The following is a 14,035-nucleotide window of genomic DNA, read 5'->3' as shown; positions in this document are numbered from 1 at the left end:
GGATACCTGCGTATTGCAGAGGAAAGATGGATCCCCTGCGGGGAAATCACTTCCTTTTACCATGAGGCCTCGGATGAAGATACTGACGGCAGACTGATCCTGGAGCTCGACCTTGCGGACAGCAGCAAAACAGTCGAGTTCAAAAAGCAAGAGAAATAACCAAAGATACCGTGAAGAATTTGCATTCTGAATCAACAAAAACGGAGAAAATTACCATGACTAACGGCAGACAGATATTTTTGAAGATCACTTCTATCCTGATGATCGCAGGCGGCATCATCGCAGGGATCGCCGGGGTGATCGCGATTCTTGGTGTCAGTGCACTGGCGGCGCTGGCGGGGAGTGCAGATGGAACGGGTATCCTCTACGCGAGTTCCATCATCGTGACAATCAACTCGGTGATTGAGATCATCGCCGGCGTAAAAGGTCTCAGGGCGTGCAAAGTCCCTGAGAATGCCAGCAAATGCGTGAACTGGGGCATTGGGATCACGGTTCTGAGCATTATTTCTACGGGAATCGGTCTGATCGGCGGCGGAAAGTTCCGTATTACGAATCTGGCGCTCAGCTTGCTGGTACCCGGACTGTACGTCTACGGTGTCTGGAAAACAATGCCCAGTGTAAATGCATAACAGTACACTATAGCCATTTTTGAAAGGAAAATTACAATGTCATTAAGTTAAGGAGGGATAAAAATCGTATACCCTGTTCATGAGCGTTGTTATTTCTTATATTTTGCGTCTCAGGCATGACGAAAAGGATGATTTTCTACCTGTTGAAAAAATCATCCTGATGACTTTTCGGTTTTCAAATCTGTCACTTCTTCTTTCTGGTATCAGCTCTTCCTTCTCTGATCGGAGATATCCTGGCCAGAAGAAGATCTTCCAGTGTACTCAAGCTGATTCTGGCTTTTTGAACAGCCACTGTTGAATCGTTTTGATGATGAATCCGAAATCTGCCTTCTGCTTGTGCTTTTTGGCCTGAGCGATGCGCTTCTGGTGCTGACGAGATCTTTCTACCTTGTTGCGCAAACGGGAACAAAGATTGTAGAGAGTCATTTTGGCATAGATCTCTGCCTGGACCAGATCAAGCTTCCTTGAATGAGTCCATTCAAGATCGGTGTTTCGTTTCAGTCCCCTGAAGCCGACTTCAACCTGCCAGCGCAGACGGTAGATCTGCTTGATGTCCTCGGTCCCAAACTCAGCTTCCGACAGATTGGTGCAGACGGTAATGAATGATTCATTCCCTTCGCAGGCAGCTTTGAACCTCACAACCCTGATATTTAAAGGGAGTTCAGTCGTTTGACCGTCAAATTCAGGCTGCTTCCTGTACGAAGAGATGTACTTATAGACATCCCAATGGTCTTTGACATGCCTGTTGTTTTTACTGGTCAGAATCACATTGAAAGGAATGTCATACTCTTCTGACTCGGGAGTCTTATAGTACTTGAGAATGCTTGTAGATGATGTCTCGTCTTTGATACGTATGACAAAAGGGACATGTTCCTTCTGCAGGCGATAGAAAGACATAAGAGCTTCGTATCCCCGATCAGCGATGAAGATGGCTTTCTGAAATGAAGAACGCTGAGCGAGTTCAAGAAGAGCTGAATCTTCATTCTTCTCAGAGCCGGGTTGAAGCAGCGCGTCAGTAAAGACGGAGTTGAGGGCGTCGAATTCGGCATTCAAATGAACAAAGTGCCTCTTCTTGCCTTTTTAGAAGCGCCATAGGTGATGTCATTGTCCTGTTCAGGAAGAACTTGAATCTCGCTTCCATCTACAGCGAGGAGGCGATAACCCTTGAAGGTTTTAACATCAGAGCTGGAAGTTGCCTTGTTAAACCGATTGAAGACGTTTTTATAAAGTGAAGAGTTGATTTTGGAACGGGCCTGAGACACAGCAGAGGCTGAAACAGATGATCCGCCCTTAAACAGGATCCAGGGAAAGGAAGCAGCGAGGGATTCCTCTGTCAGCTGAAACGGAAGAAGGACAAGCTCATGCAGGTCAATCTGCCGCTTACGGGTGAAGGCGGACTGAGAAGTAAAATTGGCAGGGTTCGCCGTTTCTGAGCTGATGATATTGAGGAAGGTGTTTCTGAAGAAAGAACATTCTTTGGCGATAGCAGTCATAGGGAAAACTCCTTTAAGTTCTCCCCATCGGCTGCGAAGCAGCCGCGCGGCGGCAGAAATTTGTCAATAGATTTTTAGAAAAAGTGAAAAACTCGAATCATTCGAGATTTGACTTGAAGAGTAGAAAAAGACCACATCACTGCTTAACGCTGATGTGGTCTGAGAAATCTTAACTTAATGACATTGGGAAAATTATTATGAAAAAGATTTTAACGACTCTTCTGTCTCTCACAATGATGCTGGTCCTTGCTGCATGCTCCGGCGGAAACAACGGCGGAAGTGCAGCGAAAACGACAGCGGTTTCCGGCGACAAGGTAACGGCAGAACTTCCTTCCGGCTGGAGCCTGGTGACCGGCACCGACATGAACGGGAATGACATGGCGGACTTCATCTGCCATGCCGAGGAATTTGAATATGGCGATCCCTATCTGCAGGTAGAAGAGTATACGAAGGATCTGGACAGTGCGAAGGAGCTTCTGGAATCCGGCGATCCCTATGGAACCTACGATGGAGAAAAAGAGCTGACGAACGGCACCTGGTATGTGGCCGAAAATGCAGCCAGCGCACAGATTGGCGAAAAAGTGTTTATTGTAAAAGGCTACGAGTGTGATTTTGGAAGTGATGAAGTACAGAGTATTCTCGGCACTCTCCAGTGGACGAAATAAATCATATTGCATTATATTTGCCGTTCACAGGCACATGAAAACATCTATGAACAGGGCTCTGCTTTAATGCGGCAGCCCTGTTTTTATTCAGATCCGTCTGGGTATATTCCTTTCGGTCGTACTGCAAAGCAGCTGTGCTGTGCCGATATGGAGAAATGACACATGAACCTTTTACAGGAATAGAAATGCGCATGCTGCGGCGGAGCCATCGAGTTTGACAGCACTGCGCAAAAGATGACTTGTCTGTATTGTCGCCCCGAGTCTGTCCTGGAGACTCTGCAAGGCTATTGAGAGGCTCTGAAAATCGAGCAGCCCGACGATATGCAGTGGGAAACAACGGCGGTCGGTGAGCGGCAGCAGGGAGAATCGGAGAATTTGCGCAGTTCTATGTGCAAGTCCTGCGGCTGGACGATCGTGGGCGAAAAGACCGCCGCCGTGACGGCCTGCCCTTTCTACGGCCAACTTATGGTGATTATGGGTCGTCAGTTAGCAGGTGTGCTGCACCCGGACTAAGTCATTCCTTGTCAGCTGGATAAAAAGACGGTTAAAGCTGCGCTTATGAAGCGTTATGACAGCAAACAGCGTTTTTAAGGATCAGAACCATATTGACGAAGTCAAGGGCATGTATATCTCGTTCTGGCTGCTTGCTGCAGATGCGGAGGCCTATGTGCGCTGTAAACGTTAATTTCCCCAAACAGGTACTCACAGCAAAGCAGTTTCTGGAATAGGAACTAAACGAATGAGAACAAACATCTCCTTTTATGGAGAATTTTTCCGAAGAACCGAGGCACGCATATTTTTGATTTAGCCAAGCTGGGACTGACCAGTCAGGAGCAGCTGAACATCGCCATCTCGCCTGTCAACTCAGATGGATTAAAAAGTCTGCACGGTCATACACCGTACGATTATTTCTGCTTTCTGGAAAAATCTTCTGAAATTCTGGAAAAGCCAGGAATCAAAAAACAGATCCGGCTTCTGTCCACTTGAAGCCAGATCTGTTAACTCGCTAAACAATAACGAGAGTTAAGAAGGAAAACGAACCCACCTGGATTCACATATTTGGCAGCTGCATTTAGTCCTTCAACTCAAAAATCTTAGCGTGGAAGCAAGGAAAAGGCGAAACGCAGCCCTGGGAAAAGCAAAATCCCCTCAGTTTCCTGGATTAGATAAAGGAAATTGAGAGGGAAAACAGATTTTTGAAAAAGTAAACGAAACGCCCGTTTTTATCCGTTCAATAGCTGCGTTCACTATTTCAATTCACCATCTTTTGAAACACGGCGTATGAAATTCAGCCGATTTTTTTGCAGTTGAGTTCGACAAAATCCCGGGTCAGCGCTTTGGGGCCAGAGACGTGAAAACGAATTACATAGCTGTCCGGCGTACGGCGGATGACTTCCCGGCACCGATGGTCGGATGACGAATCCATGTACCGACCGCAAAGGACGTTCGGCGCTGATTGGAACGAAGATCGTTTAGAGTCTGCGCGTCTTCCTTGCGTCCAGACTGTTCCTTAATTTCGGTAATATCATTGGCCATCATGATCTTTTGAAGCCTTCAAAATCTTTCGCTTCGTCCAGCAGGTTGAGCTGGAACAGGGAATGGTAAATCGCGCACGCGCGTGCCTGACAGTTGATCTGCCTGTCGGGGTTGAATTCGATATCGCAGTAGGCGTCGCAGTCTCGTACGGCTGCGGCTTCTTTCGGATTTTCAAGAAGGGTGATCAGATATAGCCAGTTATAAAACAGAAAAACGGGCTCTGTCGGATATTTCTTCTTTTCCAGTTCAAAGAACACCAGCTCGCCGGAATCGCGCAGGCGCGGATCGCGCTTGGCTTCCACGGGGTTACGCCAAGCAAATCCACATAGGGACCGCCATGGCGAAATGCCTTGGACGCCTGATACACATTTTCCACCGGAAACGCCTTGCGCAAAGAAGGCAGGCGCAGCGTCATGTTAAACGGGGAGAGACGCCGCCCCATTTCTTCGGTCGATTTTGTGCTCACTTCCAGAATCGTTTTGCCAGGATGCTTTTTCTTCCATGTTTCCTGGAGCAGAGCGGAATTTTTCTGCTTCTGTGCGGGAGAAGTCCCGCTGTGCCAGTCAAATTCAACGTCTTCCTGCTGATAGAAAGGGCGTGTCAGTTTTGGAGTATATACAGGTCTAGTTGTCATGGCTTCAGTATAGTTCCCGACAGCGCAAAAGGTTTTGCGCATGAATCGAGACAATGCCTCCATGGATGTCTTCATGGATAAGTACCAGAAACCCGGATCGACCAGAAAAGGAAACCGCTCAGAGCAGCAATCGAACCGCTGGATCGGGCGGACAGAAAAACGATAGATTCAAAAAGCCATGCAAAGGAACGGCTTCGGCTTCCTGCTGCATGGCTTTTCGGTTTAATCGGTTAAAGGGAGTTTACTGATCGTGTTCGCCGGTTTTGTGCTGCAGACGGCGGCAGAAGCGCTCAACTGGACGCGTATACCGGGGAAAGTATCGATCGTTTTCAATGAGATGGCCCAGAGCCTCTTCAATGAGCGGGGCATGGTCGCTCAGGGAATCGAGCGCGTCAAGATGATCGAGCAGCCGCTTTAAAACGTCTTTTCCGGCATGGTCGAGATCGGATTCGTCCAGCGCGCCAAGAAGGTTGAGTTCGGCGGTACAAAGGAGCTGAGAGCCAATAGATCGTCTCTGTCCTGCTTCCACGCGTTTTCAAAGCCCTGCTCGGCTTTTTCGTATTCGGTTTTCGCGTCTTCTTTCTGTCCGTCTTTTAAGGCGATGGTTCCCAGTTCGTTCTGGATCGAGGCCATCGTAAAGCCGAAAAAGGCGGGATCCTTGAAGGCGCATTTTTCAAATTCATCTAAAGCGCAAAGATACAGTTCCTTTTGCGTCACGTTCGCAAACGGACTGCGATCACGCCATGCTTCGACAGTTTTTGGATCGAAGGAATACGCCGCATAATAGGCGACCCGTCCGAGGTATTCCCGGAAGAGACCGGAGAATGCAGAAGGAACTCCTTCTGATCGATCCACGCCTGCAAAAACGCAGGGAACGGATTTTCAGGACGGCTTTCCGCCTGATACAGAGCGGACAGGCCTTCGATGTAGTGAATGCGGCTTTTCCAGTAGAGCCGGGCCGGCCATTCGACGCGTTCGGAAATTTCGATGGCTTGGTCGAGGAGCGCGTCAACGAGCGTATCGCGAAGGGAAACGGCTGTATGGCTAGAAGCATGGTCAGAGGTGCGTTCCGTTTTGCGGTCTTTTTATTGAGCAGCGGATGATGAGCGAGCTGCTGAATGCTGTCGTCCATTTCTTCCTGCTGGATCAGACAGTTGGCAAAGGAAAGCAGAATTTCCAGATGGCAGGCCGAAAGATCGACAATGTGCTCATCCTTGAGGCGATCGAGCTGATCCATGGCGTCCAGGTAAATGCGGTTGGCGTTTTCAAAATCTTCGGCGCCTTCATAGACGTCCGCCAGATTGTTCAGAATCAGAGCCTTGCGCAAAGGGCGCCAGTTTTCTGGAGTGCTGTCGGTACACTCCAGCGCTTTCTGGTAGGCGGCAATGGCTTCTGGATAGGAATACAGAACCGAAAGCAGATCGGCCTGCAGCGTCCACGCCTCGCAAAGCGCATTTTGCAGGGAGGATATGTATTTTGCCCCGGCAATAAAGCTCTGTATTGTCTGAAGCGCGTCGCTCGTTTTGCCCTGCTCATACAGCAGCCATGCGCTGGCCAGATCGTAAAAGGCCAGCAGCGGGCGCAGGGCGGCTGGATTGGTCTTGCCCTGAACGCGTTCCAGATCAGCTTTGGCCTGCTCCCGAAACTGGCTGGCTTTTTTGAGATGTCCGGTCTGCGTATACAGACGACAGAGACGCAGACAGACATGCGCTTCAAACAGAGGCGTCGGTGCACATTCTAGAGCTGCCATAAAAGCGTCTTCAGCTTTTTATACTGCTGAAGGCCGGCCAGACACTGTCCATACGTCAGCTGCAGCCAGGGCGAGAAAGAAAGACGAAGGCACGTTTTGACCTCGCTTCTGGCTCTGTCGTAATGGAGAGCTTTCATGTTTTTCGCAATTTCAGCCGCGCAAACTGGGGGCTTGCTGGTAAGATCGGGTTTCATCAAGAGAAAGCATAAGCAATCCGGAACGCTTCGACAAACAAAAGAACGCCCGATCGGGGAGCGTTCTTTCGCAAAATTCGATTTTAGTCTTCTTCGGCAGCCTCTTCGGCCATGCTCTGCTCTTCAGAAGTCAGATCCGGGAGAGTCTGTCCTTCTGGACCCGGACGGTAGTAGATGACATCGACCGGTGCGGACATCTGGCTGTTGAGCATATTGATGTAGGCGGCATCCTGATTGGCGTAGTAGCCGGAATTGTACTTGTTGACGAAGTAGTTGTTGACGAGAACGCCAAGATCCGCAATCGCGTTCAGACCTTCCTTCTTGCCGATAGACGAGAAGATGGAAATGGAGAACGGAGCCGGTCCGTTGGAAATGGCCAGCGTGTTTCGAACGGCGTTGATGTTTCCAATTTTCTGGATGTAATGACCGCTCAGATCGCGGTTGAGGAACGTATTGAGCGACGCGTTTTGCAGCCAGTACTTCAGATCGTTGAACGTACCTGGCGTTTTGTACAGCTTGTACAGAAGATGCATCGTGTAGTCGGCATTCAGTACGTTGTAACGTTCGTTGTAAAACTCCGGTGCCTGCGGAGACGGGGAATACTTGGAAACGAGTTCCTTGAATTTCTCATAGCCGCCAAGGTTTTCGTAAAGCATGTGGCCGGCAATGTTGTCGGAATACAGCAGTGCGGCTTCGAGAAGTTCGTCGATCTGAATTTTATCGCCGACTTTGAACTTGCGGTGAATCGGCTGGTTCAGGTTTTCCTTATCTTCTTCTTCCCGCATTTCTTCGGAGTATTCGAGCGAGTCGTTCGGATTGATCCGTCCGGCTTCGATTTCTTCGTAGTAATACATGCAAAGGGGAAGCTTGTATGTGGAGGCGGCGGTGAAATTGGTTTTTGCATTGTCCGATTCAATGTAGGCATCCGTCGTCAGATCCATGACCGACCAGGAAAATTTGGACTGGTCAATGTTATGCGAATTCAGATAGTCGAGAATCTGCGCTTTCAGATCCGCGAGTTCGGCACCGCTGGTCGAACGTTCAATTTCCGATTTCACTGCATTCAGTTTTTCAAGCTCCTTAGCCGTAATTCCGTTAACGCCAGCCTGTGAAGCCTGACTGGACGAGCTGGCCTTGGAAGAAGCGGAAGACGAAGCGGAAGACAGGGAGGCGCCTGCGTTCTCCGCTGGTTTTGGCGAGAACAACCCGGCGACAGCGCGCATGCCGGCATAGCCGCCGTAGCCCACGAGGCCAACGGCGATGCATACGGCTACAAGGACGATGGCAAGCCGGGGCGGATCGTAGCGGCGCTTTCGCTTCTTTCTTTTAGGAACGACATTCGAGCCCGGCCTGGAGGCGGATCGTGTCGATTTTTTCTTACAGGTTTATCGGATCGCATATACCTGATCTTATAAAAAGACGGACGTAAGTTCAATAAGCACCCATGGATTGCGTTGCTTTTCTCATCGTGTTTTCGCTGTTCTCAAAAGGAGAGAGGATCATTTCTTTCCTGTCGCGGACTGTAATCGTTTACCTCTTTATCTTGCCGCCTTACGGCAATTTTTAAGACGTTCCATAAAACGCCGGGGCCAACGGCGGCAACGCAACAGGAGCAGGAACCGAAAACGGATAAGAACAGAAAAAACGGATAAGAACAGAAAAGAGAAGAAAAGGGAAAACGCAGGCGGAAAAACGCAAAAAAGCGGACAGATTTCTCTGCCCGCCGTATGGATCGAATAACTTTATTTTTCGAGCATACCGCTGCGAATTTTGTTTCGGAATGTTTTTCCAAGCAGGGGATGGAGTACCATCGTAAACTCACCGCAGTACTCCCCGGCGGTCGCGCCAAGATTTTTCTTGAAGTAGAAGACGCCGTAGCCTTCTTCATCCGGTTTGAAAAAGCCGGAAATGCCCCAGAAGTTGTAGCGGCGCAGGTTGTGTTCCAGAGCCAGGCGGATCATCGCTTTCTGGGTTACATACGGCCCCATGAAACGGGCGAGATCCGGGCGGCTGCCGCCGTAGAGATAAACCATTTCCGAAGGCGTTTCAAAGAAGATGCCGCCGGCCAGCGGAATCCGATCGGCCGGCTCGGCTTTTCTGAGTTCTACAAGAGCTTCCATCTCCTTTTCGTTATGGGCTTTCTGCTCCTGAATTTCCAGCAGCTGATTGCGCTTCTTTTTCGAATTGGGCATTGCCTCGCAGACGGCCTGCGCTTCTTTTCCTTTTCGGAAAATTCCTTTCCTTTTCCTCTAAATACGTACGGTAAGCCGGAACGTTTAAAGCGGAAATGCAGACATAGCCGTGCGGCCCAAACGATTCGAGCAGTTCCTGCCGGCCGGCCGTCGAACCGGAATTGAAGTTATGCTTCTGGGCGCTCTGTTCGAGAAGCGTGTCAAATTCGGAAAGATCGGAATTTTCATCCCCGCGGGTAATGGTGTATTCGAGGTAGGGAAGGTCCGCTTTCTGAAAGGAACGGCGGGTGTTGCCGGCCATTTCCTTCATCAGCTCAGGCCAGGTATACATTTCATGCGGCCGGTCGAGTGCGATTGGAAAGCCTCTGGAAATTTCGGGAAGATTTTTCTGCAAGTCGATCCAGGACACCCAGCGGGACTGGAACCGTTCATCGTAGCCGCGCCAGAGCTTTGTCTTTTCAAAGCCGAGGCCAGCCAGAAGGTCGCGGTAGCTTTCGTTGCAGAAGAGACCTTCAACGACATCGCCGTTTTTATCGTGCGGCTGGTATTCTACGCTGCTTTCAAGCAGCCACAGCAGTGCCCCTTCTTTTGAGCGTCTGTCGCATGCCGGAAACAAACTGTTCGAGTTTCACGGGATCCTGGGCGAGTTCCGGGAGGCACTGACCCATTCGCGCGGGGAAGACGCGTAAGTAAACAGGCGGAAGGCAGGACGGAAGATGGCGTAAATCGCATACAGGATTTTTCCGTCTTCTTCGCCGGCGTAGTAGCGGACAGTTTCATGCGCTTCGTGCGCGCGGGCAAAGTCGCCGCTCTGCAGGAAGCTGTAAGCCATATGCGAGTCGTTCAGAAACTTCGCATACTGCTCGTACGTCAGGGTTCGTATATTCAAGAGCAGACCTCTCTTTCTAGTCATAAAAGAAGATTCGAAGACCGTGCAAAAGGCGCGATCGTCGAATAAGCGTATTCACTATACCATTTTGAAAATGGATCGCTGAAACCGGCACGCAGCGATGAATGCGACCTGGAAAATTCGTGAAATCTTAGGGCTTGCGTTTTTAGGAAATACCCTGTATAATCCCGATTGTCTTCTTCAGGACAGCCAGACGGCTGCCGGAAAAGACCGTCGGATGACCCGATCGAGCGGCTCAAAAATTAAAAATTGAGTTGCACCGATTTGGAAAACCTGATATATTAATCAGGCAGTCAAACGACAGCACAAATCAAAAACTAGTACACAATGGAGGCTTAGCTCAGTTGGGAGAGCGTCTGCCTTACAAGCAGAGGGTCAGCGGTTCGAGCCCGTTAGCCTCCACCATTGTGAATGGAGAGATAGCGAAGTGGCTAAACGCGGCTGACTGTAACTCAGTTCCTTAGGGTTCGGCAGTTCGAATCTGCCTCTCTCCACCACTTGCAGGTGTAGTTCAATGGTAGAACTTCAGCCTTCCAAGCTGACTACGTGAGTTCGATTCTCATCACCTGCTCCATTTGAAATTTTCGGGACTTCGGTCCCGTTTTTTGTGCACTAAAAACTTAGATCGACGGAATTTACATACCCGCTCTCGTGAGAAATTCATGCATGCGTATAATAAGGACATGAAAAACCATTTTAAAGCGATTGTGATTACGCTCCTGGTGATCCTGTGTATTTTCACAGGACTGAGTGGCGCCGCTCTGTTTGGCCTGCAGCGGCAGGTTTCCTCTCTTACCGCTTCGTTTGTGAATCCATCCGATGAACCGAGTGAAAAAGGAGAGGTCACTCTGAGCGCGCCCCAGACGCTGACCCGTTTTTACCAGACTCTGGTCAGTGAATTGAACGAATATGGCGATCCCGCCAAAACGCAGGAAGCGAGTGCCCGCCTTCTGACGCAGGTGTTTGTCAAAACCATGAAGGACTGCACCGTCAGGACGATTGAATACAAGCCAGACGGACTGGAAATCGAAATTCAGGGTGTCTGCGTTCCGTTCGATCAGATCGACAGCTCGCTGGCTTCTTCTGTGCTCTATTCTTCGCTGGGCCGCTACGCGATGAGTCACCCCGTCAATTCCGCCATGGCCATTTTCGGATCGACAGAAAATTTTAAGAGCACTGTGTACGGCGATTTCGTCAACTTCTACCTGGAAGATCTGAAAAACGCGATTATGAAGCTGGATGCCGAACCGGTCTACTATACGATCGACGTGAGCATCGATGCCGAGGAAACTGGAAAATCCGCACGATCGATACCCAGGAAGGTACCTCTCTTTCGCAGGATGCTGCCAGTTCCCAGACAGTAAATCCGGACGCGGATTCGGACGCTTCGAAAAAGTAACCTCTGACCGCTTCGGAATGCTCCTTTCTTAAATGAGGCGAAATGCCGTATCTCTTATCGCTTACCGCTTATCCGATTTTTCGATCGGAAGCTGTAAGCGGACAGGCACACCCGATCCGTCCAGACACACAGCCCGGTACAATGCAGGTAAATATACGTCTGCAGCGTATCGGGCTATTCTTTCATATACCGGTTTGGAAAGGGGCAAAACAATGAATACGGTTCGCAATTATCATCGCATGATGAAAAAGACCGGCGGCGACAAGCTGCTGTATTCGTTTCTGATTTTTTACTTTGTCGATTGCGCGCTCATTCTCTGGAACGACCCGTCGATTTCCAGCTATGGCGATGCGCTGTGGATGGGCTTTAGCGTCGCGACAACGATCGGGCTTGGCGATTATACGGTCACCACGCCGCTGGCCCGCATTCTCACGATACTTCTCGGCATTTACGGAGCTGTCGTGGCCGCTTATATTCCCGGCCTGATCGCCTCGTCGTACTTTGAAAAACTGACCCGCAAAAGAAAGGCGGTTATGCAGAAACATGGCGAAGCTCTCCAAAACCTTTCGCAGATGAGCCCGGCGCAGAGAAAAGAGCTGTCCGCGCAGATTCGTAAGGAGAACGCGGCATGAAGGTGATCAGTCTTTTTCTCTGATTCTCAAGCAGACGCATACCCGTCGCTATCTGACGGCGTTTGTCGGGTTCTTTCTCGTTGCCACGCTTCTTTGTGGCTTACCGATCCAGATCTGCATTCGTGGTGGGATGCGATCTGGTACGGATTCATGTTAGTGACGACCATCGGCTTTGGCGATCTGAAAGCGACGACGCTGGTCTCCCGCCTCATTTCGGTAGTACTCGGCCTGAACGGCATTCTGACAATGGGATTTCTTTGCGGCGTAGGAGCGAGCTGGCTGTTTGAAACAGTCCGGCTTGGACAGGGCGAATCCATTGCGCGCATGCTGGATCAGCTCGAACATCTCGAAGATCTCGATGACGATCAGATCGACCACCTCAGCCGTCAGATTTCCCGGTACGATCCTTCGAAAGAAATCGAGCCGCCCACGAAGGCGTGAAAGCCCATACCGCGCAAAAGCAGGAGAGATCGCCTGATTTCTGGGCAGTATATGTATGAATGAAGTAAAATTGATGAAGATAGATTCCTGTTCCAAAATGCCGGTTCAAACGCCGCCAGACGTGTTCGTCGGGCAAGACCCGGCAGGATCCCATCCGTTAGCCTGCCTGCAGACTTTCGTGAATGAACGATCCAGGAACAGAAAAAGAAAGCAGGTCTTCGTTTTTGAAAAGGGAAGACCAGAAAGGAATACATATGGAAAAAGTTACCGACACAGTCTATTTTGTGGGCTGTCAGGATCGCGACATTGATCTGTTTGAATCGCAGTACAAAGTTCCTAACGGTGTAAGCTACAACTCCTATCTGATTAAGGATGGAAAAAATGTGCTGATGGACACCGTTGACCGCCGTCGTACAAATGAGTGGCTGGCCAATGTAGAAGAAGCGCTTGCCGGCGAACCGCTCGATTATCTGGTAGTGCAGCATCTGGAACCGGATCACTCCGGAAGCCTGGATGCCATTCTCAAAGCGCATCCGGAAGCCACTGTCGTTGCCAGCGCGAAAGCCTGGTCCATGATTCCCAATTTTGAAGTCACTCCAATTCCGGAAGATCATCGTCTTTCCGTAAAAGAAGGCGACATGCTCGATCTGGGTACGCGCAAGCTGACTTTTGTCATGGCTCCGATGGTACACTGGCCTGAAGTCATGGTGACATACGATGACAAGGACAAAATCCTGTTCTCCGCAGACGGCTTTGGAAAATTCGGAGCCAGCGGAACAGATGAACCGTGGGATGATGAAGCCCGCCGCTATTTCATCAACATCGTAGGCAAATACGGAAAACAGGTACAGGCTCTGCTCAAAAAGGCAGCCGGCCTCGATATCGCCATCATCGCCCCGCTCCACGGACCAGTTCTGAAAGAAGACCTTGGCCGCTACATCAGTCTGTACGACAAGTGGTCGAGCTACACGCCGGAAACGGATGAAATCCTGATCCTCGTCGCTTCCATCCACGGTCACACGAATGTCGTTGCAGACCGCATGAAGGAAATTCTCGAAGCGAAAGGACAGAAAGTCCGCCTCATGGACGTAACCCGTCAGGATACGCACGAAGCCGTTGCCCAGTGCTACCGCTGCAAAAAATCGTGCTGATCGCCTGCTCCTATGATGCCGGCGTATTCCCGGCGATGGAACGCGTGCTGTCCATTCTTGCCCACAAGAACTTCCAGAACCGCACGATTGCCATGATCCAGAACGGATCCTGGGCACCAAGCGCTGCCAAGACGATGAAATCCATCCTCGAAGGCTGCAAGGATATCCAGTATGTCGAACCGGTCGTAACGATTACAACGTCGCTCAAGGAAAAAGACATCGCCCCAATGGAAGAACTCGCCGATCACCTGATCGCTGCAGAATAAAACCAATCGCCATGGAAAAATCCGCTCTGGATGCTTCCATGGCTTTTTTGATTTAGGACGGTTTTTGCGAAAGAAAGACAGACGGGCACCTCGCGTGAAAAAAGAGCGGGGCTGTTCGATTCTGAAAAAACAGACCGATAAAG

The 14,035-nt window shown here is 50.1% G+C and carries 20 protein-coding genes and 3 tRNA genes; 11 read left to right on the top strand and 12 right to left on the bottom strand.

Annotated elements, in window-relative coordinates; translation table 11 throughout:
- Window positions 1-215: 215 nt before the first annotated feature.
- A complete protein-coding gene (locus KWG61_RS13995) occupies window positions 216-629 on the top strand; it encodes a hypothetical protein (protein WP_230268387.1) in 414 nt (137 codons plus the stop codon).
- 261 nt (window positions 630-890) lie between these two features.
- On the opposite strand, the gene KWG61_RS13990 is transcribed toward KWG61_RS13995, so the two are convergent.
- Entirely contained in the window at window positions 891-1,682 is a 792-nt protein-coding gene (locus KWG61_RS13990; protein WP_242743451.1) for a transposase, read from the bottom strand.
- Entirely contained in the window at window positions 1,679-2,122 is a 444-nt protein-coding gene (locus KWG61_RS13985) for a hypothetical protein (RefSeq protein ID WP_242743450.1), read from the bottom strand. The genes KWG61_RS13990 and KWG61_RS13985 overlap by 4 nt, the downstream gene beginning before the upstream one ends.
- 197 nt (window positions 2,123-2,319) lie before the next feature.
- Here KWG61_RS13985 and KWG61_RS13980 point away from each other — a divergent pair, with 197 nt between their 5' ends.
- Both KWG61_RS13980 and KWG61_RS13975 read left to right on the top strand, forming a co-directional pair.
- A complete protein-coding gene (locus tag KWG61_RS13980; protein ID WP_230267614.1) occupies window positions 2,320-2,787 on the top strand; it encodes a hypothetical protein in 468 nt (155 codons plus the stop codon).
- A 321-nt stretch (window positions 2,788-3,108) separates the two neighbouring features.
- Window positions 3,109-3,300 carry a hypothetical protein gene (locus tag KWG61_RS13975; RefSeq protein WP_230267615.1) on the top strand — a complete coding sequence of 64 codons (192 nt, stop codon included), beginning with the start codon at window positions 3,109-3,111 and terminating at the stop codon, window positions 3,298-3,300.
- A gap of 849 nt (window positions 3,301-4,149) precedes the next feature.
- Here KWG61_RS13975 and KWG61_RS13970 read toward each other — a convergent pair.
- The 10 genes from KWG61_RS13970 to KWG61_RS13930 form a co-directional block, all read right to left on the bottom strand.
- The gene (locus KWG61_RS13970; protein ID WP_242744341.1) at window positions 4,150-4,326 is read right to left on the bottom strand and encodes a hypothetical protein; all 177 of its coding nucleotides are present in this window, start codon (window positions 4,324-4,326) and stop codon (window positions 4,150-4,152) included.
- On the bottom strand, window positions 4,323-4,580 hold the full coding sequence (locus KWG61_RS13965) for a hypothetical protein (protein WP_242744340.1): 258 nt from the start codon (window positions 4,578-4,580) through the stop codon (window positions 4,323-4,325). Before KWG61_RS13965 ends, KWG61_RS13970 begins: the two co-directional genes overlap by 4 nt.
- Window positions 4,508-4,957 (bottom strand): hypothetical protein, encoded by a 450-nt coding sequence (locus KWG61_RS13960; protein WP_242744339.1) that lies wholly within the window; start codon window positions 4,955-4,957, stop codon window positions 4,508-4,510. Before KWG61_RS13960 ends, KWG61_RS13965 begins: the two co-directional genes overlap by 73 nt.
- Before the next feature lie 241 nt (window positions 4,958-5,198).
- Complete coding sequence (locus KWG61_RS13955; RefSeq protein WP_242744338.1) at window positions 5,199-5,486, bottom strand: hypothetical protein; 288 nt, start codon at window positions 5,484-5,486, stop codon at window positions 5,199-5,201.
- Between the two features lie 207 nt (window positions 5,487-5,693).
- On the bottom strand, window positions 5,694-6,707 hold the full coding sequence (locus KWG61_RS13950) for a hypothetical protein (protein ID WP_242744337.1): 1,014 nt from the start codon (window positions 6,705-6,707) through the stop codon (window positions 5,694-5,696).
- A complete protein-coding gene (locus tag KWG61_RS13945; protein WP_242744336.1) occupies window positions 6,695-6,901 on the bottom strand; it encodes a hypothetical protein in 207 nt (68 codons plus the stop codon). The genes KWG61_RS13950 and KWG61_RS13945 overlap by 13 nt, the downstream gene beginning before the upstream one ends.
- An 83-nt stretch (window positions 6,902-6,984) precedes the next feature.
- On the bottom strand, window positions 6,985-8,148 hold the full coding sequence (locus tag KWG61_RS13940; protein ID WP_242744335.1) for a serine hydrolase: 1,164 nt from the start codon (window positions 8,146-8,148) through the stop codon (window positions 6,985-6,987).
- 495 nt (window positions 8,149-8,643) lie between these two features.
- Window positions 8,644-9,093, bottom strand: coding sequence for a peptidoglycan bridge formation glycyltransferase FemA/FemB family protein (locus tag KWG61_RS16550; protein ID WP_256460704.1), 450 nt, complete (start codon window positions 9,091-9,093; stop codon window positions 8,644-8,646).
- Complete coding sequence (locus tag KWG61_RS16545) at window positions 9,032-9,709, bottom strand: peptidoglycan bridge formation glycyltransferase FemA/FemB family protein (RefSeq protein WP_256460703.1); 678 nt, start codon at window positions 9,707-9,709, stop codon at window positions 9,032-9,034. Before KWG61_RS16545 ends, KWG61_RS16550 begins: the two co-directional genes overlap by 62 nt.
- Before the next feature lie 12 nt (window positions 9,710-9,721).
- Window positions 9,722-9,982, bottom strand: a complete 261-nt coding sequence (locus tag KWG61_RS13930) for a hypothetical protein (protein ID WP_242744334.1) — start codon at window positions 9,980-9,982, stop codon at window positions 9,722-9,724.
- Between the two features lie 350 nt (window positions 9,983-10,332).
- Here KWG61_RS13930 and KWG61_RS13925 point away from each other — a divergent pair.
- The 8 genes from KWG61_RS13925 to KWG61_RS13890 all read left to right on the top strand — a co-directional run bounded on the left by KWG61_RS13925 (window position 10,333) and on the right by KWG61_RS13890 (window position 13,892).
- Window positions 10,333-10,408 (top strand) — tRNA-Val (locus KWG61_RS13925).
- Window positions 10,409-10,416: 8 nt separating this feature from the next.
- A tRNA-Tyr gene (locus KWG61_RS13920) sits at window positions 10,417-10,500 on the top strand.
- A gap of 3 nt (window positions 10,501-10,503) precedes the next feature.
- Window positions 10,504-10,577 (top strand) — tRNA-Gly (locus tag KWG61_RS13915).
- Window positions 10,578-10,665: 88 nt separating this feature from the next.
- Window positions 10,666-11,367 carry a hypothetical protein gene (locus tag KWG61_RS13910; RefSeq protein ID WP_242744333.1) on the top strand — a complete coding sequence of 234 codons (702 nt, stop codon included), beginning with the start codon at window positions 10,666-10,668 and terminating at the stop codon, window positions 11,365-11,367.
- Window positions 11,368-11,614: 247 nt separating this feature from the next.
- Entirely contained in the window at window positions 11,615-12,034 is a 420-nt protein-coding gene (locus KWG61_RS13905; protein WP_230267621.1) for a potassium channel family protein, read from the top strand.
- 93 nt (window positions 12,035-12,127) lie between these two features.
- Window positions 12,128-12,475, top strand: coding sequence for a potassium channel family protein (locus tag KWG61_RS13900; protein ID WP_256460702.1), 348 nt, complete (start codon window positions 12,128-12,130; stop codon window positions 12,473-12,475).
- 254 nt (window positions 12,476-12,729) lie between these two features.
- Window positions 12,730-13,626 carry an FprA family A-type flavoprotein gene (locus tag KWG61_RS13895; protein WP_242744331.1) on the top strand — a complete coding sequence of 299 codons (897 nt, stop codon included), beginning with the start codon at window positions 12,730-12,732 and terminating at the stop codon, window positions 13,624-13,626.
- A complete protein-coding gene (locus tag KWG61_RS13890) occupies window positions 13,620-13,892 on the top strand; it encodes a hypothetical protein (protein ID WP_242744330.1) in 273 nt (90 codons plus the stop codon). The genes KWG61_RS13895 and KWG61_RS13890 overlap by 7 nt, the downstream gene beginning before the upstream one ends.
- The last annotated feature ends 143 nt before the right edge of the window (window positions 13,893-14,035 follow it).

Origin of the sequence: Allobaculum sp. Allo2 (assembly GCF_022701175.1) — a bacterium.
In the GTDB taxonomy this organism is placed as follows: Bacteria; Bacillota_I; Bacilli_A; order Erysipelotrichales; family Erysipelotrichaceae; genus Allobaculum; species Allobaculum fili.
Note: the sequence above shows the minus strand (reverse complement) of the source record. Positions and strands in the feature narration are given on the sequence as shown.

Coding starts and splice junctions, on each gene's coding strand:
- KWG61_RS13995 (WP_230268387.1), top strand. CDS start 216: ATGACTAACGGCAGACAGATATTTTTGAAGATCACTTCTATCCTGATG.
- KWG61_RS13985 (WP_242743450.1), bottom strand. CDS start 2,122: ATGACTGCTATCGCCAAAGAATGTTCTTTCTTCAGAAACACCTTCCTC.
- KWG61_RS13980 (WP_230267614.1), top strand. CDS start 2,320: ATGAAAAAGATTTTAACGACTCTTCTGTCTCTCACAATGATGCTGGTC.
- KWG61_RS13975 (WP_230267615.1), top strand. CDS start 3,109: ATGCAGTGGGAAACAACGGCGGTCGGTGAGCGGCAGCAGGGAGAATCG.
- KWG61_RS13970 (WP_242744341.1), bottom strand. CDS start 4,326: ATGATGGCCAATGATATTACCGAAATTAAGGAACAGTCTGGACGCAAG.
- KWG61_RS13960 (WP_242744339.1), bottom strand. CDS start 4,957: ATGACAACTAGACCTGTATATACTCCAAAACTGACACGCCCTTTCTAT.
- KWG61_RS13950 (WP_242744337.1), bottom strand. CDS start 6,707: ATGGCAGCTCTAGAATGTGCACCGACGCCTCTGTTTGAAGCGCATGTC.
- KWG61_RS13945 (WP_242744336.1), bottom strand. CDS start 6,901: ATGAAACCCGATCTTACCAGCAAGCCCCCAGTTTGCGCGGCTGAAATT.
- KWG61_RS16550 (WP_256460704.1), bottom strand. CDS start 9,093: ATGCCCAATTCGAAAAAGAAGCGCAATCAGCTGCTGGAAATTCAGGAG.
- KWG61_RS13910 (WP_242744333.1), top strand. CDS start 10,666: ATGCATGCGTATAATAAGGACATGAAAAACCATTTTAAAGCGATTGTG.
- KWG61_RS13905 (WP_230267621.1), top strand. CDS start 11,615: ATGAATACGGTTCGCAATTATCATCGCATGATGAAAAAGACCGGCGGC.
- KWG61_RS13895 (WP_242744331.1), top strand. CDS start 12,730: ATGGAAAAAGTTACCGACACAGTCTATTTTGTGGGCTGTCAGGATCGC.